This is a genomic window from Porphyromonadaceae bacterium W3.11 (genome assembly GCA_030434245.1).
Taxonomy (GTDB): Bacteria; Bacteroidota; Bacteroidia; order Bacteroidales; family Porphyromonadaceae; genus Porphyromonas_A.
Genome location: JAUISX010000003.1, coordinates 83,364 through 105,792, shown reverse-complemented (window position 1 = coordinate 105,792; position 22,429 = coordinate 83,364). Strand labels below are relative to the sequence as shown.

Genomic DNA, 22,429 nt, shown 5'->3' with positions numbered 1-22,429 from the left:
CTGTCTTTATTATGAATGCTGTAGGGCTTACTTAAAGGTCCACTTAAGTGCTAATGTAGGACGTACCAGGAACTTATCGGGTGATAAGAAGTTGTATGAGACCTTGATCTCGCTACCAATGCTGAGGTTGAAGTCATCGTGAACGCCTTGGAACTGATTGAGGTTCATCCATATTTGAGGCTCAGAGAGGAGTACTACGCCACTCTTGATGCCCTCAATTCGTTGGGTCCAGAGGTCAAGGAATCCTGATAGAGTCCAAACTTTATTCCAACTGGTCCAGCACCAATTAGTAGTCAGTTGCATGTTGTGTGGACGTTCATGCTTCTGATCGTGACGATAGGACATGGTTACACCCAGATTGAACTGCTTTTCTAGATTGACATAGCTCCAATTTACCCCGACTAAGTAAGCATGGTTCATAATGAAGCTTTGGTTTAGTCCCCCATTGTATTCAAAATGTAGAGCTATTGGTTCCTCCCAAAATTTAAGGTTCCGAAAGATCTCAAAATAGGCCTCGGACATATTATTACCCCCCATCAGGAAGTCAACAAAGAAGAGGTTGTTTCCCCATGGGTCAGCCGAAAAGTGCTGAACCGTTATGAGAGAGCCCGGATCATTTTTCCTATCTTCGTAAAGGTGTTTGCCGAAATTATAGTGGTACTCGACAGATGTTTGGCCCATAACTTTACTTACCAAACAAGTCAATACCAATGCTAGTATCGTAATAGTCAGCTTTCTTTTCATTTCTTTATTTGTTGTTTGTTTAAAATTTTCCAAATGTGAGGTTTTTCAATAAATGTCCGATAGACATCCACAAACTTAATAAATTTAGCTCATTTCTTCTATCATTAAGAGGACTATTCTACAGAGACTCTTTCTGCACTCTCTTGTGATAGGTAGTATTTGCTCTTGGACTAGTGTTACTGGCGAATTTTATTTGTGTTTTTTATGACTTAGGAATGTGTCTCCTTTAGTGCCGATTTTGATGGACAGAAGCAAGGCGAAATTTTAGTTATATAAAAAGAGAAACGTTTCCTATAGGAAGAATATTTTCTTCTCATAGGACGAAGAACGGTATCCTATAGGAAAAAAATCTACGTGATATTTAGACCGCACATCCTGAAGAGTATTCTTTATTTCGATAACTATAAGTCAAAGCTTTTAGCTTTACTAAAAAAAGAGTACGAGATTGTTAATGGTAATTCAGGGATGCCCTTTCTTTACTTTTCTCTAGTAGGGTAGATACGTTTGGTTAGACTCTTAGAAAAGATAAAGTATGAGTAGGGTTAGCGAGAGTATGAGGACAGCATACTCTTCAGCTCGGCGATTAGTACGGATCGCGAAGAGAAGATCGTTGTAGGTTAAAGGACGTGGATTATATCCAATTGTCGGCTTTTCTACTATCTTTCCGAAGTAATTGTGTGCTCCACCAAATTGACAGTCCAGCAACAGGGCTAGAGCAGCCTCTGGGTAACCAGAGCATGGGCTTAGGTGCTTACGTCCCTCCTCAAATACAGCTTTGCGTAAATCTAACCGATTATTTGCCATGAGCATAAGGAATGCAGTAATACGGGCTGGGATGTAATTAGCTAGGTCATCCAGCTTCGCAGCATAGTAGCCAAACTCTGCATACCGTTCATTCTTATACCCTATCATGGAGTCGAAGGTGTTGATGATTTTGTACATCACGATTCCTGGAATACCTAATACTCCAAGCCAAAACAAGGGGGCTATGACGCCATCAGATAGGTTCTCCGCTAGGGTCTCTAAGGCTGCTGTTTTGCATTCCTGAGCAGAGAGACTCTGGGTGTCCCTCCCTACGATTCTTGCTACTTGATTTCGTCCTGCTTCGAGTGATACCTCTAGTGCTTTGAAGACTGCTCGAACTTCCTTAATGAGAGTAGTACCTGCAAGGCAGTAAAATATCAATAGACTACCTAGTATTATCTTGGGGATGAGAGATAGACTACCCATCAATAGATAAGTGAGGTAGGGGATACCAGCGACCATTAGGATGACGAGCAAGAGCCCTTTTTCTCTTCGCTGATCTCCCTTATTAAGTTTCTTTTCGCCAAAAGAGATGAGTTTGCCAAACCCAACAATCAGATGTGGCATATTTGGTGGATCTCCAACTATCCTATCTGCAATCCAAGCGATCAGTAGGGAGATGAGTAATATTATATTTGAGTCCATTTGATAAGTGAACTAATGAGTCGATTATTGTCTTCTGGCGATTGAATGGCAATCCTGAAGTGATGAGGGGTTAGGGTAGGGAAGTTATCAGCATTCCGAATCAAGATCGCTTCATGGAGGACCAGCCAATCCTTTAGCTCCTGAGCTGTAGCTCCTGTTGGTGGCAACTGAGCTAGGAAATAGTGAGTATCAGTGGGATGTATCTGGATATTGGTGTGGGCTTCTATCTCCGAGGTCACCCGAAGGCGTTCGTCTAAAAGATCATTCAGCTTCCAAAACGTATCACGATGGAGTAGAAAATGGCCCGCTTCGATAGCCAGAGCATTGACGCTCCACGGCATCCTTAATCTCCTAATTTCTTGGGCAATTCTCTTCGAGGTAACTAAGTACCCTAGCCTCAGTCCCGGTAGAGCATATTTTTTTGTAAGCGAAAAGATTGCGATGACGTTTGGCCGAGCGGTTACTTCCTGATGACTTATCACTTCCTTGGGAGTAAAGGAGTGATAGGACTGATCGTAAATGAATGTCGTCTCGGGGGCGGAGTCCACGGTCTCGATTAGCTTTTGGTGCTCCCATGTAGTACCTGTAGGGTTATTGGGATTGCAGCACCATATCGCATCCAGATCCCCACTCGTCTCATATGGACTCTTGAGTATCTGAATACGATGCTGATAGAGCATAGCCGCATCCATATATTCAGAAAATGTTGGTTGTACTATTCCGGAGTTTTTGCCCTTTAGCAAGTGGGCTACTAGGAAAATAGCCTCAGTGGCTCCGTTAGTTACGAGCACGCACTGAGGATCTATATCATACTTCTTAGCAATCTCAGCCTCTAGTGTGTATGGCTCTGGCTCCGGGTACCTACTGATGATATCCTGATGCTCATTGAGATGAGCCCAAAGCGCTGAATGGTCAGGATGAGCAGGTACATTGGAGCTAAAGTCATATCGTATGTTTATTTCTGGATATAAGTGTCGATCGTCACCGTGTCCGCTAGTCATTTTGTGTTAGAATAGAATAGAACTTATCCATATCTAAATGATCTCTGAAGTGTGCTGCTACTTGGTCAAATGCCTCGTCGTATCCGCTGAGATCATCGATGGTGTAACTTACCTTAGAGGGGCCTTTGTCGCTGAGTGTATCTTCGCTAGGAAAATCGACTTGATCAAGGTACGGTATAACCCCTAGTACAGGTACTCCACAAAGCTCCTCTATCATCTCTCTTGCAGGAGTGAATAGATCTATGTCTCCTCTGAACTTATTGATGATCACCCCTTTGATCAGCTTGCGGTGTTCAGGTTTTTGGAGCATGATAGATCCATAAATGGATGCGAATACGCCGCCACGCTCGATATCAGCAATCAGTATTACCGCTGCATTGGCATGTTCAGCCATAGGCATATTGACAAAGTCCGTATCTAGGAGATTGAGTTCGGTAACACTTCCTGCACCCTCTAGGACGACTGGGTTATATGCTTGGCGAAGTTTATCGTAGGCACCCCACGCGGCTTTTCTCAACTTCTCCTTACCTTCAGATTGCTTGAAGTAATCTCTTGCATGATGATTTCCACAATCTTCTCCAAGGCATATAACCTTGGCGTTAGTTACACTTGCTGGCATCATCAGCACTGGATTCATCAGTGCTGTAGGAGCTAGCCCTGCAGCCTTTGCTTGAATAGCTTGTGCGATGCTGATCATTTCGCCACTTGGTGTCGTGTAGTAATAGGGTGCCATGTTTTGAGCCTTGAAAGGTGCGGGCTCATACCCATCTTGAAGTAGAATACGGCAGATAGCTGTAGTGACTAGGCTTTTGCCTACGTCACTACCTGTTCCTGCTAGCATTACTGAGCGAAGTTTGCTCATAAAATTATTTATATTAAATTGTTAACTTATAGGTTGAAGGTGATCGCTCCAACAATTGTAGCTCCTGGACGCTCATAGAATGCCCAGCGTGCAGATTTATTATTAAATATATTTTTACCAATCACAGAGAGCCCGATATTCTTATGAACTTTGTACGATACACGAGCGTCTAGCTCTGGGATAAAGGACATCTTTATTTCCTCACGCTTCCCATTGATGTTTTGGTAAAAGTTAATGCCACTTAGTCCATTGAAACTCGCTCCAGCGGATAGCTTTTCAGTGAATGCATAGTCTGCATTAATACTCATCTCCATTGATGGCAGTCCTTGTATGGGAGCTGTCTCCACGCCTTCAACTTCCTTACGAGTATATTTATTGTATTTCAACGCTGCTGAAAGGTCTAGCCCTATATAAGAGACGTAGCGAGCCAATGCACTGACAAATATCTGATTAGCACCTCCTTTATTAACCCGATTGAATGTAACCACATCATATGGGTCATGAGCAATGGTAGGGTGCATCGGTGCTTCGGTATATTTAATATCCCAGTCTGAAAAAGCTAGATAGTCAGCATACCCAGCATTTATATCGAGAGAAAAGCCATCGTAGTTGCCTACCAGAATACCGAGAAGTGCTCGGTATTGCGTGATATTATAGCCTCTATATGCTGAGCTAGCTTCGGCATATCTATTTACCTGATATAACTCCCTTAGCCCCATGAGTTCAGCTCCACCATCTGCCACGGCATAAAGAGAGAATAGGGGTGTTGCCTTCCAGCGTAACTCTACGTCTGGAGTAGCGAGAAAAGTCTTCTCTCCACGATTGAGCATCTGAAGCTTAGCCCCAGCTTTGATAAGTAAGTTAGGGCTATTATATTGGAAGTATGGGTTGGCAGAGAAGATATAACCTGCCTTCATATTCTCTGATACATTAAGCTCTGACAATGAAAGTAATTGATACTTCCCATCAACGCCAAAGCCCCAGTCGGTACCTGCAAAGTTGTATCCTAGGTTCCCTTCCAAATTTAGATTCAGTTCGTTGATAGCCTTACCATCATTAGCGTCTCTACCATTACCATCAAAAGAGATAATAGGGACTATTTCATTCATATAGAAAGGCTGTGCCTTATTACTAATTCCCACATTAGCCTTGGCACTGTATTGCCAGCCTGAAAGCAAGGATAGTGGAGTTGGGGACAGCGAAACTGATAGCTCCCCACCTGTTAGTCTGAATAGCTTATACTTCTCTTGGAAATCCTCATCCCCCTTAAGTTGACTATTCAGATTACCGAGAGGACTTTTTTCGGCATGTCCGTAAATCGTATTGAGGTGGTTATATACCTCTATGCCTATATTCAGTAATCGACTCTCAAGAGCTTGAGTGTACTTCAAGCCTATTTCACTATCATGTGTCGTATTTTGTGGGTCAAAAGGAGTAACGCTCCCACGTACAGTGTTCATTCTACTTGCGTGATCGAGCCCAAGTAAGAGAGAGCCTTTTTCGCCAATCCTCCCTGCGAAGCCAATATTAGCCCCTGCATATATTGGATATCCCCCGAAAAGCCTCGCATGAAACACACTCATAGGATGGTTCGGTGCCAGTGGATTTTGGATGGGCTCAAATAGCTTTGGCTTCACATTCATGCCTACCTGGTAGGTGTTTTTGGCAAATTCAATAGGGGTTAGTGATGCTTTACCTCTAGTATCAAGTGGATTGAAAGTGGTTCGCTCCGCTTGATGACCTACGGGGACATACTCTTTCTGTAGTGTTAGCTCTCTTTGAAGTGAGTCTGCAACATAGGGAGAAGAGTTGTACGCACGAGCAGCACCAATGGACGATGCTGTGAAAATCAGGAGGAGTAAAATATATCGTTTCATCTTATTACTATTCATTCTAATATTACTTATAGCTTTGATAGTCTTTCATTAACTAAATCCAGAATCCCGTCGGAGCTGTTTTTATAACTCCCCTTGACGCTCTCAAGATAAGCTTTAGCCGTCTCTTTATCACCTTGTTTGTTATAGCTGTCCGCTAGTAAAATGAAGGCTCTCGCTAACCAATAGCCATCTGTAGAACCCTTTTGGGTTACTTTACCCATCAAGTTTTGTACTTCCTTGTACTTACCTTGGTCCATAAGATCCAACCCGATGATGGTATTTGCCATCGTATGTTTACCATAATCAGGTAGGGAGAGCACCTTTTGGGCATACGCCAATGCTGTTGATTTTTGATTGTTACGAGCGTAAAGATCAGCTGCATAAGCGAAGACCATGCTCTTAGCTTCGTCATTCACATCCATAGAACCATTAGCAACATCTCCTGCCATTCCGTAAATGAATTGCTGGCTATTGCTCTTAAATGCACGATCAGCGGCGGCAATCACCCAATTGCTACGATCCTTGGAGTTTGTCGTTAGGGTGGCCAGATTTAGATATGCTTCTGCTGCTCGTCCCGTTTCCTTAAGTCTATCGTAGCTTGAGGCGAGTAAGCGATAACTATCTATTGCTAGCTTACCCTTAAATCTAGGAGCGAGAGGCTGGATGATAGCTGTAGCTTCTCTATAATTTCCGTCATTGTATTGGAGCAGTGCCTTATTGTATTGGGCATTATTAACGAACGCTCCATTAGGATATTGTTGTAGATATTCATCAAGAGCTTGATTGGCCTTTTCAGAACTACCCTCCGATACCACTCGCTCAGCAGCGAGGAATGAGAGGGAGTCCATCTCAGTACGAGAAATAGCACTTGATGTACCGGTGGATGATATCAGGTCATTGAATTCTTTTACTCTATTGAGCTGGACACTAATACTCTTAAGGTCTTGAACGGCACTCTTTGCTTCTGGCGTTCTTGGATAGTCTCGGATGACTCTCTCATAAACCTTAGCCGCTTCGTCTAGATTTCCTTCATTGAAGTATGAAAGTGCCCATTGGATTCCCACCTTAGGGGCTACTTTATCACGGCTGTATTGATTAAAGAAGCGTTCGAATACGTTTCGGGCACCGCTATTATTCCCCATTAGTGCTAAGCTACGTCCCTGCTCATACATCGCCTCAGGTACAAGTTTAGAATTAGGGTATCTGTTGATTAAGTTACCTAGGATAGTACTTTTTCCTTGATAGTCTCTTTGCAATCCTTTAATCATCCCCTGATTAAATATAGCAAAGTCTGTCTCAGCACCACCAGCCAGTTCTGACTTCTGATAATAGTTCATCGCAGATTCGTATGACTTTCTCTGCATCTGAATATCTCCAAGACGATTATTTACAGCACTCTTTTCATCAGGAGTGGGGGTTGGTTTGAGTCTAATGTATTCATGGAAGTTACGCTCTGCGTTATCGTACTGTCGTAGATTATAGTATGCGTATCCTAGCGTGTAGTATGCGTTAGGGTTAAGTTCCAGTTCGCTAGGTCTGGTCCTCAAATAACTTTCGGTACTATTAATGGCTGTTTTGAAATCACCAGAGCGATATGCAGCTTCGCCTTTCCATAAATGTGCCTCAGCTACACTCGCAGCATCCCCAGCAGTACGGATAATATCATCATATTGCTTGGTTGCGGATGCTGTCTTACCACTATTAAGAGCTCTATTGGCTTGCTTGAGCCTGACACGTTCTCTCGTCTTTACCAACTCTTTTGGAAGCGGAGAGAACTTGTTCATCTCAGAAATGGCTACGTCAGAGTTAGGTTCATTAAGGAAAGCATCGGATAGATAATTGATGACCTTATTCCGATACTCACTTCGAGGGAATTCAGAGAGGAAGGATGACATCCTTTGGCTGCCAGCACCCACCTTGCCTGGGGTTTGTGCGTATGCTGCTAAAGCTCCATTGTATGCTGCTGCCTCTGTTACTGGAGGATGGTAAGCGATAGCCTTAGCTTGGTCAAAAGAGATAATAGCTTGCTGAGGTTGCTTCATGGATAAGTACCCCAGACCCATGTAGTATAGTGACAACTGGCTCATGAAGTCCTTCTCGCCGTTACTCACGTTTTGTAGATAACTGATGGACTCTCTGTGCCTACCTAGTTCGAAAAGATTCTTTCCTAGAGTTAATTGTTCTATTCGTCCTGGTGTGTTGGATAGCTTCATGTAATTCTCAAGGAAATCAGTAGAAGCATGAACCTGACCTAGATTAGCTGAAGCTAAGCCAGCTGTTCTAAATAGCGAGACCTTCACCTCCTGCGGAAGATTGTGAGTATTCAGAGCATCTACAGCATTCTGAAGGGCTTCGCTATATTTCATTTTTGAGAGCTGAGCCTCAGCCAAGTAAGCCTTAGCATACGGACCATAGAGGCGATGATTATTGACCTTCTTCAGATACAATTCAGCTTCATCGATTTGTCCCTCTTTCATCATGAGGTAACCAGTATAAAAGGCTGCATCATCCCTAAATTGAGGTGCATAGGTCAGCGGTTTGAATATTCTGATAGCATCCTCGTAACGTTTCTCAGCCATCAATGAGTAGGCGTGGTAGTAGTCATTAGCTATAGCCATCTCCTCCGGAAGCAATTCAGAATCTACCTGCTTAAACCAGTAGGATGCACTTCCATACTGTCCCCTAATGTAATACAATTCGCCCATTCTACTCATCGCATGATGAATATATGCAGAGTGGGGGTGTCCTTCTATGAAGTGCAAAAGCTTTAGCTCAGCATCTCCACTATTAAGTATGCTTTTAGCTAGAGCATCCAAGTACCGAGCCTCCTCGTTTTGGTCTGTTAACTTCCAATGATCCTTATGTATTGGAGCAAGAGCCTCTAAGACACCCACAGGGCTCTGAAGATGTAGGGCTTCTTTTGCAATAAAGATTTTTTGCTGATTCGGTGAAATCTCTTGAGCCGTACTTGGCAATAATGACCCACCAAGTAGCAACCCAGCTATAACGATTATTTTTTTATTCATGCTATCAAACACTCATTTACAATTTTGTTACCAAAGATACTAAAAATGACTGCCATCCGTCCCTTTATTCTTCTAAAAACTTCTTAAGTCTGTGATAAATACTACAGGTTGGCAGTCCCATCACATTGTGATATGAGCCTTTAATCTCGGATACCCCCATGAGCCCAATCCAGTCTTGTACGCCATAGGCACCAGCTTTGTCCAGGACCTCATACGCTTGGGTATAGTATTCGATCTCTGATTCTGTTAGTTTCATAAATAGAATCTCACTCCGTACACTCTCAGAGAATTGCTTTTCCTTCGTTGTCAGAGTATATCCTGTGATTACACTATGCCAGCTATCCGATAATGAGCGAAGATATGCTTTAGCATCCTCGATGTCTTTGGGTTTGCCCAGCACTTTATCATCGTGAATAACGATGGTATCTGCTGTGATTAAAAGTTCATCAGATGAGAGGGTATGGATCAGTGAGCGAGCTTTCAGTTCGGATAAAAAGATAGGAATTTCGTAAGGCGAAAGTTCCTCACTGAATTGCTCGTCAGCATCCGAAGGTCTGACCTCAAAGTCCAGCCCTAGTTCCTGGAGCAATTGTACTCTTCTTGGCGACTTAGAGCCGAGAACCAACTTTCGGCCTTTTAGCGATTCGGCTAGAGGGTGTAGTTTGTGTATAGACATAATTATTATTCCTAATTATCATGCATTTTTACCAGCCAAAGGCATGTTCGTCCTTCATCCAAAGTCCTTTCATCTTGAGGATTTCTTCGATTACAGCTCTGGCTACCCCTTCGCCTCCATTAACGGGGAGGATCTGTTTTGCAATGGCTTTCACCTCAGGGGCTGCATCAGCAGGGGCAACGGCGTACCCACACTCTTCCATGACGGGGATGTCTGGGATGTCGTCTCCACAGAATAGGCAGGCTTCAGAGGGTATTCCTGTTTTTTTCTGAAAATCCCGAAACGCCTCCATCTTATTCGCTGCCTGCATATAGATATGTTCTACACCCAGTGGGCTAAACCTCCTAGGGATACAATCTGAAGTGCCACCAGAAATAATCCCGATAACCACCCCTCGCTTCACTGCTTCACGGATGGCATATCCATCGCGTACGTTAGCAGTCCTGAGAGGGATTCCTTCTTCGCTTAGTGTCACGGTAACCTTAGATAATACACCATCAACATCAAATAGGATGGCTTGGATATGACTAAGATCTACTGGAAATTTACTCATTATTTATGTTCTTGTCTGTATATGGATTCGCTTAATATCTTATAGAGCTCTTGATAATCAGGATGATTTTCGAGCAGAGAGATATGTCGATCCATCGTTTTTTTATCTCCTCTTAGGGCAGGACCAGTCTGCACATCTTTAGGAGGATATGAGAGGGCTTTATTAAGTGTCTCCTCTAATAAAGGTTGCAAAATGCCAAAGTCCAGCCCGATCTCTCGTAACACTTGGTCCGAAATGGCGTAGAGGTGATTGGTGAAGTTGCAGGCAAAAACACTTGCTAGATGTAGCCGACCTCGGTTATCGCTAGATAGAGGATGTACATCTTCGGCTCCTATTTGTTTTGTAATTTCTAGGAGCAATTTTTCTGAAACCTCGTCATTTGTTTCGATGAAAAATGGTACTTCCTCTATCTTAATCACTCTATCTTTCGAGAAGGTCTGCATCGGATAGAGTACGCCATAGTGCTTTACTCGGTCCAGAACCTCGATAGGTGTACTCCCAGAGGTATGGAAGAGAGGTTGTGTGTAATCGCTTGGGAAGGCTTGTATCACATCGCTCAAGGCATCGTCCTTAATGGAGAGTAGCACGAAGTCCACATCAGCCTTAGTGACCAACGATAGGTTATCGACAGCCATGCTTTGGACTTGCTCTGCCAGTTCTTCTGCATGGCTAAGAGTAGGACTATAAACCACTACGCACTCCATGCCACTACGTACTAATGCTGGTGCTAGATGGTGTGCTACCCTACCACTACCAATCATAGCAAAGCGTAACTTACTCATGTTCGCTGTGTTCTTGGTAGGTTTCGATGTGAGTCCTTTCCCACTCAATATTGCGTTGACGAGGCTCAAGCATTCCATATTCTGCTACTTCTCCCACACCAAGTATGCAGAGAACTCTACTGCTCTCGGGGAGGTTAAGTAAGTCCTTGACATACTCCTGAGCAGACTTTTCCCCAGCTCCTGGCGTATCCTCGATATGACACCAGCAAGACCCCAAGTCATTGTCCGTGATGGCTAGTTGCATGTAAGAGGCCGCAATAGCACAGTCGGAATATGGTCGAGCACTTTTTTCTGCGTTACTACATACGACAATAGCTAACGCTGCACCCGCCAGGAATGAGGAACCATGCTTACGGCATTCGCTGAGCTGCTGAAGCTTATCCTTATCTTCCACTAGTATGAAATGGGTACTCCTATTGTTTTTAGACGTTGGTGCTCTTAATCCAGCCTCCAGTATATCTTGAATTGCTTCGGGAGCAATTTTGTGGTCTGCATATTTACGTACACTTCGACGTTTGGACGTCAGAAAATTAAGATGTGAAGCCATAAGTTAATCTTTCTTTACTTGATTTTTAATGAATTATATTTACCTCAAATGTACCCAAAAATCGCTTTATTATCTAATTTTGTTAATGGAGGAACTCAGAAAGAGGTCACCTCCATTTTTCCATTTTAGATGTTTTTTCAATTCTCCATTTTTATTACATGAAGGTCTCACCATATTTATTAAGATTTGTAAAAAGATTTGATGAATAAATTGATCGATTTTAACGTATTGTCGGTAAGGAAGTTTTCGCCATTTGTTCACAACCCTGTAAGTTATGACCACGATACTTATACTTTTCTGATTTTTGTGATACAAATACTTCTGTTAATGGTGATTGCCATGTATTTTGAAATGCCATGAGATACATTTTCTATACCTCATATATGCCTCCTTATTTTTAGTTATATAGAAAAGAATTTTTTCCTATGAGACAAAGAATTTCTTCTCATAGGAAACATATATCGTTTTCAGAGGAAGAATTTACGCCTATTTTTTTACCTCTATTCTATACTTTGACTTGATTATTTTCCTCGTAAATATTTTGCAATTAATGAATGATATTGCTTTTTTTTGTAAATTACTTGAGGTTTTTAAGTGAAATCATAACCTGCCTTACAGTATATGACACCTATAGCGTAATATTATGAATTAAATAATCCAATAATTATGAGAAAAATATTCTGGGCATTTGTCTTTATGGGTTTATTAGCATCTTGTGCTAATAATAAGGAGATTGTAATATCTGGTACCGTACAGAACTTGGACGGGCAAACTCTTTTGTATTATACATCAGTAGGGGGCATGTTTGATGCTCAGTTGGGAGATACTTTGCAGATACAGGCAGATAGTACCTTTATCTTGAGACTTCCTGCAAGTGAGTATGAGCGTGTACGTTTTACTTTATGGGGAAAAGGGCATTTAGGTACATTGATATTGAAGGATGGCAAAGTACAAGTAGACTTGGATGGATCAGCAGATACTGGTATGAATGTCAGTGGTGTGAGTGAGAGTAAGCTTCGCGTAGCTCGTATGCTCAGTCAGTTAGAGAAGGATGTCTCTGCCCAACGAAGGGGCAACGGTGATCTATGGGATACTATTAAGGATACCGTGCCAAGTTCCGTAGCTCAGAAGCTTAGAGTTACAGCTGAAAAGATGGAGCTGCAGTTAGAAGGGGTGGATAAAGAGTTGGTCTCAAAAGCTCGCCAAGATATTCGGATGCAGATTTTTAGTGTCTTTCTAGATAATGCATTTGAGGCGATTTCAGATCCATCTGGCTTTACTACTCAAGAGTGGATTAAGGAGATTGATCAGATGTTAGACTTTGTTCAAATAGATCATCCTGATAATTCATTTTCTCCAGCCTTTTTAGATGTCATCATGAATCTGGCAGGTTATCGGTATTACCTCAAAGGGGTGGATCTCCCAGAAGGGATAAAGGAAGGTCCAGAGCTATTTTTCTATGATTTTGAACATCATCTAGCGGGGAAGAACCAAGAAGCTGCAATGGCACAATTGATATTGAGAGACGAGTTGGAAGAGCAATATGATCCAAGCATCATCACATTGACGGAGCGATTCTATGAGTTGTACCCCAATAGCCCATGGCGATCTAAGGTAGATGAAGCGTTGGCAAAAAATAAAGCGATTAATGAGATTGAGATTCCAGATTACATACATTTCCCTGATATAGAGCATGTCAAGACGTTGAAGGGGGTTACAGATATGTACAAAGGGAAAGTGATATTCCTGGATATATGGGCGACATGGTGTGGACCTTGTCGGGCATCCTTTGCCTATGTAAAGCCACTTCAAGAATATGCCAAAGAGCACGATGTGGTTCTGCTGTATCTTTCGCTTGATAATCCAGAGGATGAGGAGCTATGGAGAAAAATGGTAGCACATCATGACTTAATGGGAGAACACATTCGTATCCAGAAAGCCTTTGAAACTGAGATTTACACGACTTTCTGTCATGATGATGGTCTGATGCATATTCCACATTATGCGATCCTTGACAGAGGGGGAGAGATCCGGTATCAGTCAGCATCTTCTCCAGAAGAGATGGATAAGCTAATAACTGAATTGGAGGTGGCTGCGAAGTAGAGTCAAGAGTCAAATGTGTGTATCCTCTAAGCTGACACAATATATTAGCAAGTCGTTCTGAGTTATTAAGGGCTAGTTTCCAATGTGCAAACTAGCCCTTTTATTAAACTTATGAATATGACACCCTGCCCCTTTTTAGCCCTCCTTAGCACATGCCATTGATTATTTCTGGAGTACTCTGCATATTTTCAACTCCTGATAAGTTGGCATAAGAGACGGGGCTGCAGGGCTAATGAATTGCAAAGATTTTTTGTAAGTTTGTAGAAAGTAGTAATGCGAAGATATATCTGAATATGAAATACGATCATCCAGAAAATTGTGGAGACTATAAAGGACTAAAAGTTAACTCTGGCGTTAATAACGTGCCTATTGTTAACCCTAACTTCAAACCGCGTAAACGTCGTGAAATTACCGTAGATGAGTATGTTGAAGGGATTCTATCGGGTAACATTGGAATGCTTTCCCAAGCCGTTACCCTCGTAGAGAGTCGCTTGCCACGTCATCGTGCAAAGGCCCAAGAAGTGATAGAAAAGTGTTTGCCTTACTCAGGAAAGTCTATCCGAGTGGGTATCACGGGGGTGCCTGGTGCTGGTAAGAGTACTTCCATAGACGCCTTTGGTATGCACCTACTTAAGGATGGTCACAAATTAGCTGTACTAGCGATAGACCCATCTAGCGAGCGTACTCAGGGTAGTATCTTGGGCGATAAAACTCGTATGGAACGACTTTCAAGGGAGGAAAATGCGTTTATTCGCCCTAGTCCATCAGCTGGTTCTCTTGGTGGTGTTGCCCGTAAGACGCGCGAGAGTATTATTCTTTGCGAGGCGGCTGGATTTGACTACATCATCGTTGAGACCGTTGGGGTAGGGCAGTCCGAGACTGCAGTGCACTCTATGGTGGACTTCTTCCTATTGATTCAATTGGCTGGAACAGGGGATGAGTTGCAGGGGATTAAACGTGGTATCATGGAGATGGCTGATGGTATCGTCATCAATAAAGCAGATGGGGATAATATTAAGCCAGCTGAGCTAGCAGCCTCACACTTCCGTAATGCATTACATCTATTCCCACCAGCAGAGAGTGGTTGGGTGCCTGAAGTTATGACCTATTCGGGATATTATGATCTCAATATAGATAAGGTCTGGGATATGGTAGGACGTTTCATGGCACACATTAAGGATAATGGATACTTTGAACATCACCGTCAGAAACAGGCGAAGTACTGGATGTATGAAAGTATTAACGAGGCTCTCCGTAATTCGTTCTACCAAAATCCTGAGGTCCAGGGTGAGATTAAATTTATCGAAAATGAAATCCTTAATGATAGGATGAGTTCATTTGTAGGAGCATCGAAGTTGCTGAATATCTTTTATAAGAGTATAGCAGATTTAGAGTACGAGGATGAATAATAAAAACTTCTTTATACTGATCTCTTTTGCAGCACTCATTGCAGCACTCATCACGCCTAGAGATTATGATTCACTCATGTATATCTTACAGATATTTATGTGTGGGGGTGCTTTTTATTATGTAGGCTATCACTTTAGGGAAAAGAAAAAATTCTCTTTGCTTCTGCTCCTTATGATCGCTATCGGGGTTTTAGTCAATCCGATTGTACCATTTCACTTTAGTGTTGGTCTCAATATAGTCCTAAACCTTGTGGCTGCTTTTGTCTTTTATTGGACCTCCTACAAAGTAGATACAAGTAAAAAAAGTCCTAAAGCTTAGGACTTTAACTGTGAATATTATTTTTTTAGTTTACAAGATAACTAATAGGTGTGTAGCACATCCTTAACCCTGTTATTGTATGCCGAATTAGCTATATCTTGGCTATTCGGCATACAATGCTTTATATAAATGATTCTCAATCTTATGTATGATAAGCTCCTATATTACTTGATCATTATCAATCTCCTCACTTTTATAATTTTTGGAGTGGATAAATGGAGAGCAAAAGCTGGGAAGTGGAGGATCTCAGAGATCAACCTACTTCTGCTAGTCGTTATGGGTGGTGGGATAGGTGCTGTACTAGGAATGAGGGTGTGGCGACACAAGACGAAGCATAAAAAGTTCACCTTAGGTGTCCCAATTATCCTCCTAATACAGGTCTTAGTATATATACTACTGCAAAACTAGGGTCATACTACTTCTCAATTAGAGCATCGTTTCTCGAACTCCTATAGCACATTTACCCTTTTTTACACACATCAATTAGCCATCAATCAGCTGTGGAGCTATGAGATCTTTATCTGAGATGATTAGCTGATCAGGCTGGATGAACTTCTGTACCATGGCTAGGATGGTTGGGTGTGAAAAGTGATAGGCTTGCTCGTGACTAGGCATATAGGGGGCATCTACCTTATATAGGACTCTGCTATCATCCTCTAGTGCCACAAAGCCGTGTGCATAATTACCAGGAATATAAAGGGCTCTGCAATCATCAGCGACTAGCTCTACTCCTACAGCTTCGCCAAATGTATCAGATGCAGGGCTCACGTCAAGTGCAAAGTCTATGACTCTACCGCTAACGGCACGCACTAGCTTGGCCTGAGCATAAGGGGCTTTCTGAAGATGCATTCCACGAAAGACACCCCTCTGGGAACAAGATAGATTATCTTGAATGAATGCAGGGAACCCCTCTTTCATCAACTCTTCAGCCTTGAATAGCTCTGTGAAGAAGCCCCTCTCGTCATCATACCTTTTTCCTTCCACCAGTTTCACGCCTGGTAGTGATAGTTCCGTAATTTTCATCTCTTTATTATCAATAGTGTTATTTTTCTGGCTCATGCCAATCTCCATGTTCTTTGATCAGTTCTATCAACTGACTCACGGCCTCCTCTTGTGGGATTCCTTTTCGAATGCACTCTTTTTGTTTGTATAGACTAATCCTACCAGGTCCTGCTCCAACGTAGCCGTAATCTGCATCAGCCATTTCACCAGGACCGTTCACGATACAGCCCATGACTCCGATCTTAAGACCCCGAAGATGATTTGTAGCTTCTTTGACTTTGGCGACCGTGCTTTGTAAGTCAAATAGTGTACGTCCACAGCCAGGACATGAGATATATTCTGTTCGAGAAATCCGCCTGCGTGAGGCTTGTAATAGTCCAAAAGCAATGCTATTTAGCTCACTAGGTTGAACACTTTCGGATCGCAAGTATATTCCAGAGCCTTGTCCCCGCATGAGGGCTCCGCCTAAATGAAATCCAAGCAACGTCGGTAAGTCATGAGCGGGTACACCTTTCATATCCATACCAATGATATAAGGGACTTTCATTCGTAGGTCTAAGGCTCTTAGCATCAGTGCCGCATTCTTGTTATTCGTAATCATGACCACTAGCTTTTCAGACGGAGTCAATTCGTATGTCCCCATTTCTAAAGCTTCAAGGTCGGAAACAAACTTGAATGAATTGCTTTCCGAGAGATAGAGGTCAGGTCGTTCTTCATCTGCTACGTGCTCTAACCCTTCAGGTGACTCTGCGATAACTAATGGCTTCTCCTCTGTCCGAAGAGGGTCAACGACTTTATCCAATGTGATGGGTGTAGATGATTCTAGTCCATGCACAGCTTCGACTAAGCACCGAGCTACTGGGATCTCGTACTCTGGCTCTTCACTTAGTGAGACTCTAATCGTATCTCCAATCCCTTCAGTTAATAATGCCCCAATTCCTACGGCACTCTTGATACGTCCATCCTCACCGTCACCCGCTTCAGTAACTCCTAAATGCAGTGGATATGCCATAGACTCAGACTCCATACGCTTTACTAATAGTCGTACGGTCTTGGTCATCACTAGAGGGTTAGAGCTCTTGATAGAGATCACCACGTCATTAAAATTTGTTCTTTGGCATACTGATAAAAATTCCATGCAGCTCTCCACCATTCCCTCTGGAGTATCACCATAATGGCTCATAATCCTATCGGAGAGAGAGCCATGGTTGACACCAATCCTTATAGCAGTATGATGTTGCTTGCAGTGTGTTAGGAACTCTTCAAAGCTGGCTTGTAGCTCTCTGACCTCTTCAGCATACTCTTCCTCGCTGTACTCAATATTGATGAACTTACGGGCAGGGTCGTAGAAGTTGCCAGGGTTGATACGTACCTTTTCTACATATTTGGCCGCTTCGTAGGCCGCTTTAGGGTTAAAGTGTATATCTGCCACTAGTGGTATATCACAGCCTACCTCCTTTAGCTTCATCTTGACTTCTCCTAAAGCTCTAGCTTCCTTAACGCCTTGGGCTGTGAATCGGACTAGGTCTGCACCAGCCTCTTGTAGTCGTAAGGTCTGGGCTACCCCTGCCTCTATGTTGTTAGTATCAACATTCGTCATGGACTGAATGACGATGGGTGCATCGCCACCGATAACTAACTTATCGACATGGGCAGGTGAAGTGGATCGCCGAGTATATTCTATCTTTTTCAATGATAAATGCGTTTTATTGTATCAATTCAATTAATCCCTCCTCACAAAGTTACCACTATTTTCACAGCTTACAAGATAGAGAATGACACATCTGGCACTAACCATCTTCATAATAGGATATAGGAGTTATAGATAACGTTTTATCCCAGAGTCCTAGTGGTATAAGCTTGGTATAAAAATAAATGCCTCGAATATCATCATTCGAGGCATTTATTTGATTTATGTCAATGTCTGTGGTATTAAGACATTAGTTTTCTTTCGAAGAAAGGTACTCATGAATACCTGCCGCACCTTTTCGTCCATCACCCATAGCTAAGATGACCGTAGCTCCTCCGCGTACGATGTCTCCACCAGCAAATAGGTTTGGAATACTACTCTGGCTATTATCATCATTCACCACAATGGTATGCCATTTACTCATCTCTAGCCCCTTGAAGTTATGAGGGATAATAGGATTAGGTGATACACCTACAGCTACAACGACCTGATCAACTGGTATCTCTTCAATGGCCCCTTCGATAGGTACTGGTCTGCGTCGTCCAGATGCATCAGGTTCACCTAATTCCATCTTTTGCAAACGCATCCCACATACTTTACCCTTACCATCATCGATATACTCAATAGGATTATGTAGGGTAAGGAACTCTACGCCCTCCTCTTTAGCATGATGTACCTCTTCCAGACGTGCAGGCATCTCATCTTCGCCACGACGATAAACGATCATAGCACGCTCAGCACCGAGTCGAAGCGCGGTACGGACAGAGTCCATAGCGGTATTACCACCACCTATAACAGCGACTCTCTTACCGTGTGATACTGGAGTGTCAGCACCTTCCTGTCCTGCCTGCATTAGGTTTACTCTGGTTAGGTACTCATTACTACTCATGATGCCCACGAGGTTTTCTCCTGGGATGCTCATGAAGCGTGGAAGCCCTGCACCACTTGCTACAAAGATGGCTTTAAAGCCCTCGTCCTCTAGATCTTGTTGAGAAATGGTCTTCCCGACGATTACATTTGTCTCAAACTTAATGCCCATCGCTTTGAGTTTATTAATCTCAAAATCTACGATGTCATTAGGTAAGCGAAATTCTGGAATTCCATAACGAAGCACACCTCCTAGCTCGTGAAGTGCCTCGAAGACAGTTACATCATACCCTAACTTAGCTAAGTCCCCTGCACATGATAGTCCTGATGGGCCACTACCTGCTATAGCTACTTTGATTCCATTTGGAGCAGCCATCTCAAGTTCTTCTTTTGCTTTGCCTGAAGTGAGTGCTTCACGCTCATAGTCAGATGCGAAACGCTCTAGGAAACCTATAGCGACAGCTGGTTTTTTGAGCTTTATAGTGTACATACACTTGGATTCACACTGCTTTTCCTGAGGGCAAACACGACCGCATACCCCAGGTAGAGAACTAGTTTCACGGATGACTCGTGCAGCCTCCAGATGTTCACCTCTCTCTATGTTTTTGACAAAAGTAGGAATGTGTATGCTTACAGGGCAACCCTCCATACAAGTAGGCTTAGGGCAGTCAATACATCTCCTAGCTTCCGCCATAGCCATCTCTTCTGTTAGTCCCTGACTTACTTCTTCGTGATTCGTTGCACGATACTTCCCATCCAGAGCAGGCATCTCTACACGAGTGAGCTTTAATCTGTCAGCTGTTTTGAGCGTCTGTCTCAGCTCCTCACGCCATGCTTCGTTACGTCTTTCTGTAATTAAATCCATGTATATATTGCTTATTTTATAGTCTCTTGTTCTCTAAATGCGTTCATACGAAGTAGCATCTCATCGAAATCCACTTTGTGTGCATCAAACTCAGGTCCATCAACGCAGACAAACTTAGTCTGTCCATCTACCGTTACTCGGCATGCACCGCACATCCCAGTGCCGTCCACCATAATAGTATTAAGGCTGGCATAGGTAGGAACGTCATATTTCTTAGTCAGATCAGCTACAAACTTCATCATGATAGCTGGACCAATAGTAACACATAGGTCTACATTCTCCCTTTTCAGGACATCCTCAATACCGACGGTAACGACGCCCTGCTTGCCATACGAGCCATCATCAGTCATGATGATTACTTCGTCTGAATTTTCTCTCATCTCTTTCTCAAGGATGATAAGGTCTTTAGTTCGAGCAGCCAAAACAACAATCACACGATTGCCAGCCTTGTGCATCGCTTGAACGATTGGAAATAGTGGAGCAACACCTACACCTCCACCTGCACAGACTACTGTGCCATACTTCTTAATGTTTGTAGCCTGGCCTAGAGGTCCTACGACGTCAGTCACATACTCACCGACCTCAAGAGCACAAAGCTTCTTAGAACTACGACCTACATTTTGTACCACTAAGGTAATGGTCCCTGCAGTAGTATCAGAATCAGCAATTGTTAAGGGAATTCTCTCTCCTTTTTCACCAACACGAACAATAACGAAATGCCCTGCTCTTCGGGATTTTGCAATACGTGGAGCTTCAATAACAAATTTAACCACTTTTTCAGAAAGAAACTCCTTTTCAATAATTTTATTCATCTTTTTTCCAATTTAGGATACAATGTAATATTTTCACAAAGGTAATTCTTTATTCCAATATTCTCAATATATTAGCTCCCCAAATTTTTCCAATTTGGCTTTTACTATATCCCCTCCTTATTAACTCCATCGTGATATGTATGATAGCTGAGGTATTCCTGCAGCCAATCACCTCTCCATCGCCATCAAAGTCAGTCCCAATACCTACGTGATTAACTCCTGCTACATTGATGGCATGTTCAATGTGATCCACAAAGTCCAACACGGTAGCTGTGTGTGCTTCCTCTTTGACAAACCCTGAGTACATGCAGAGCTGAATGACTCCGCCTTTTTCAGCAATTGCTCTCAGCAATTCGTCTGGAAGATTGCGGGGATGAGAGCACAAGCTTCTACAGCTGGAATGACTAGCTATAATAGGTTTGGTTGAGATATTCAATACATCCATGATCGTATCGTCTGAAGCATGGGAAATATCTACCGTGATGCCCAATCTATTCATTTCTTTTACGACCTCTTCACCATAAGGACTCAGACCGCCATGGGTCCTCTGACTCCTCGATGCTGAATCACAGATGAGGTTATCTCCATTATGGCAGAGAGTGATGTATTTCACTCCCTTTTCTTTGAATTCCTTAAGACGTTCCAACTGATCCCCAATGGCGTAACCATTTTCAATTGCTTTGAGGAGACTCTTCTTTCGCTGGATCTTATTAGCCATGAGGTGCTGAATATCCTTGACGACCTCCACCTTGCCATCACTCTCGGACGCCATTTGTTCAGTGGCATCAAACATTTTGAGAACCTTCTCATAAGCTGTGTTATGTTCTTCTAGGGTGAGTCCCCTTTGAGGAACATATGCTGCCATGATTACGGCATCAAGCTGCCCTGCCACCATCTTGGGATAGTCCACTAATGCTTTTCGAGAGTATTGCATGAAGTCAAATGTCTCGTCACGGACAGCGATAGACGGGGTATCCACATGCGAGTCAAGAGTCAATATGTGACTATGAAGTGAGCGTGCAGATGAGTAGAGTGAAGATTCATGGACGAGGTGTTTGAAAAGATTAAAATGCACCGTTTTGCCTTCACAAGCTAATGCCTCAGGGTGCCACTGGACCCCCATAGCATGATGTTCAGGATAAAAGTCTATCGCTTCGATGGTTCCATCTCCAGCTCTTGCCGAGATGACACCGCTAGGAGCTACTTCTTTTATCGCTTGATGGTGAAAGGAGTTGATGAGGACTTCATCAGAGTTATCTAGAATGCATTTTAGTCTCCCTTCGTCCAGAATGAAGGCTTTCTGCCACACTTCATACCGTGTTGCGGTTTGAGAGTGCTCATCGACATCACTACGTTCTGCGGGGAGATCTTGGATTAACGTGCCTCCTAATGCAACATTGAGTAATTGCATGCCTCGACATATTCCAAGGATGGGCATCCCGAGGCTAAGGGCACCCTTGATGAGTACAAGGTCATAATAATCCTTGAGAGTGTCGATTTTTCCAACCTTGTAATGAGGGTCATCCCCAAGCCAGAGCGGATGAATATCTCCTCCGCCTGACATTATCAATCCGTCACACTTGCGTAATGATGATAGTAGTTCATGAACATCACACCCCATTGGTATAATTAGCGGGATCCCTCCAGCAGCCCGAACGCAATTAGCATAGGTGTCCGTAAGAGTGTTTTCATCGACATGATTATGATTAGTGCTAATCCCAATGATAGGGGCATCAATGGCGATCTCACTAATATGATCGACCACCTCTTTTTCAAGACTTTTTAGAGAAAAGTCTATTTCCCTGAGTTTCTCACGTTTGGATATCATAGACAAAAAATGGTTTT

General features: G+C 43.0%; 19 protein-coding genes. 4 read left to right on the top strand and 15 right to left on the bottom strand.

What is annotated here, in order from left to right; translation table 11 throughout:
• Positions 1-27: 27 nt before the first annotated feature.
• From QYZ87_05435 to QYZ87_05390, 10 genes are all read right to left on the bottom strand, one after another.
• Positions 28-744: a DUF5020 family protein gene (locus QYZ87_05435; protein ID MDN4753974.1), complete on the bottom strand. Its 717-nt coding sequence runs from the start codon at positions 742-744 to the stop codon at positions 28-30.
• 516 nt (positions 745-1,260) lie between these two features.
• Positions 1,261-2,193 carry an adenosylcobinamide-phosphate synthase CbiB gene (cbiB, locus tag QYZ87_05430; GenBank protein ID MDN4753973.1) on the bottom strand — a complete coding sequence of 311 codons (933 nt, stop codon included), beginning with the start codon at positions 2,191-2,193 and terminating at the stop codon, positions 1,261-1,263.
• Complete coding sequence (locus QYZ87_05425; protein ID MDN4753972.1) at positions 2,178-3,194, bottom strand: aminotransferase class I/II-fold pyridoxal phosphate-dependent enzyme; 1,017 nt, start codon at positions 3,192-3,194, stop codon at positions 2,178-2,180. Before QYZ87_05425 ends, cbiB begins: the two co-directional genes overlap by 16 nt.
• Entirely contained in the window at positions 3,187-4,056 is an 870-nt protein-coding gene (locus QYZ87_05420) for a cobyric acid synthase (GenBank protein MDN4753971.1), read from the bottom strand. The genes QYZ87_05425 and QYZ87_05420 overlap by 8 nt, the downstream gene beginning before the upstream one ends.
• Positions 4,057-4,082: 26 nt before the next feature.
• On the bottom strand, positions 4,083-5,933 hold the full coding sequence (locus QYZ87_05415) for a hypothetical protein (protein MDN4753970.1): 1,851 nt from the start codon (positions 5,931-5,933) through the stop codon (positions 4,083-4,085).
• A gap of 26 nt (positions 5,934-5,959) precedes the next feature.
• Positions 5,960-8,959, bottom strand: a complete 3,000-nt coding sequence (locus QYZ87_05410) for a tetratricopeptide repeat protein (GenBank protein MDN4753969.1) — start codon at positions 8,957-8,959, stop codon at positions 5,960-5,962.
• A gap of 64 nt (positions 8,960-9,023) precedes the next feature.
• Positions 9,024-9,635 (bottom strand): Maf family nucleotide pyrophosphatase, encoded by a 612-nt coding sequence (locus QYZ87_05405; protein MDN4753968.1) that lies wholly within the window; start codon positions 9,633-9,635, stop codon positions 9,024-9,026.
• 28 nt (positions 9,636-9,663) lie between these two features.
• Positions 9,664-10,188, bottom strand: coding sequence for an HAD hydrolase family protein (locus QYZ87_05400; protein ID MDN4753967.1), 525 nt, complete (start codon positions 10,186-10,188; stop codon positions 9,664-9,666).
• Positions 10,188-10,970 (bottom strand): F420-dependent NADP oxidoreductase, encoded by a 783-nt coding sequence (locus tag QYZ87_05395; GenBank protein MDN4753966.1) that lies wholly within the window; start codon positions 10,968-10,970, stop codon positions 10,188-10,190. The genes QYZ87_05400 and QYZ87_05395 overlap by 1 nt, the downstream gene beginning before the upstream one ends.
• The gene (locus QYZ87_05390) at positions 10,963-11,517 is read right to left on the bottom strand and encodes a nitroreductase family protein (GenBank protein ID MDN4753965.1); all 555 of its coding nucleotides are present in this window, start codon (positions 11,515-11,517) and stop codon (positions 10,963-10,965) included. Before QYZ87_05390 ends, QYZ87_05395 begins: the two co-directional genes overlap by 8 nt.
• Positions 11,518-12,183: 666 nt before the next feature.
• On the opposite strand from QYZ87_05390, the gene QYZ87_05385 reads away from it, so the two are divergent.
• The 4 genes from QYZ87_05385 to QYZ87_05370 all read left to right on the top strand — a co-directional run bounded on the left by QYZ87_05385 (position 12,184) and on the right by QYZ87_05370 (position 15,756).
• The gene (locus QYZ87_05385) at positions 12,184-13,620 is read left to right on the top strand and encodes a TlpA disulfide reductase family protein (protein ID MDN4753964.1); all 1,437 of its coding nucleotides are present in this window, start codon (positions 12,184-12,186) and stop codon (positions 13,618-13,620) included.
• 293 nt (positions 13,621-13,913) lie between these two features.
• Positions 13,914-15,029, top strand: coding sequence for a methylmalonyl Co-A mutase-associated GTPase MeaB (gene meaB / locus QYZ87_05380; GenBank protein ID MDN4753963.1), 1,116 nt, complete (start codon positions 13,914-13,916; stop codon positions 15,027-15,029).
• A complete protein-coding gene (locus QYZ87_05375) occupies positions 15,022-15,348 on the top strand; it encodes a hypothetical protein (GenBank protein ID MDN4753962.1) in 327 nt (108 codons plus the stop codon). The genes meaB and QYZ87_05375 overlap by 8 nt, the downstream gene beginning before the upstream one ends.
• 144 nt (positions 15,349-15,492) lie before the next feature.
• Positions 15,493-15,756, top strand: a complete 264-nt coding sequence (locus tag QYZ87_05370) for a DUF1294 domain-containing protein (protein ID MDN4753961.1) — start codon at positions 15,493-15,495, stop codon at positions 15,754-15,756.
• A 75-nt stretch (positions 15,757-15,831) separates the two neighbouring features.
• Here the strand turns inward: QYZ87_05370 and rfbC are convergent, their stop codons facing one another.
• From rfbC to QYZ87_05345, 5 genes are all read right to left on the bottom strand, one after another.
• Positions 15,832-16,371: a dTDP-4-dehydrorhamnose 3,5-epimerase gene (gene rfbC / locus QYZ87_05365; protein ID MDN4753960.1), complete on the bottom strand. Its 540-nt coding sequence runs from the start codon at positions 16,369-16,371 to the stop codon at positions 15,832-15,834.
• A gap of 19 nt (positions 16,372-16,390) precedes the next feature.
• The gene (gene ispG / locus QYZ87_05360; protein ID MDN4753959.1) at positions 16,391-18,034 is read right to left on the bottom strand and encodes a (E)-4-hydroxy-3-methylbut-2-enyl-diphosphate synthase; all 1,644 of its coding nucleotides are present in this window, start codon (positions 18,032-18,034) and stop codon (positions 16,391-16,393) included.
• A 256-nt stretch (positions 18,035-18,290) separates the two neighbouring features.
• The gene (gltA, locus tag QYZ87_05355) at positions 18,291-19,772 is read right to left on the bottom strand and encodes an NADPH-dependent glutamate synthase (GenBank protein MDN4753958.1); all 1,482 of its coding nucleotides are present in this window, start codon (positions 19,770-19,772) and stop codon (positions 18,291-18,293) included.
• A gap of 11 nt (positions 19,773-19,783) precedes the next feature.
• The gene (locus QYZ87_05350; protein MDN4753957.1) at positions 19,784-20,584 is read right to left on the bottom strand and encodes a sulfide/dihydroorotate dehydrogenase-like FAD/NAD-binding protein; all 801 of its coding nucleotides are present in this window, start codon (positions 20,582-20,584) and stop codon (positions 19,784-19,786) included.
• A 49-nt stretch (positions 20,585-20,633) separates the two neighbouring features.
• Entirely contained in the window at positions 20,634-22,412 is a 1,779-nt protein-coding gene (locus QYZ87_05345) for a membrane dipeptidase (GenBank protein ID MDN4753956.1), read from the bottom strand.
• Positions 22,413-22,429: the final 17 nt, after the last annotated feature.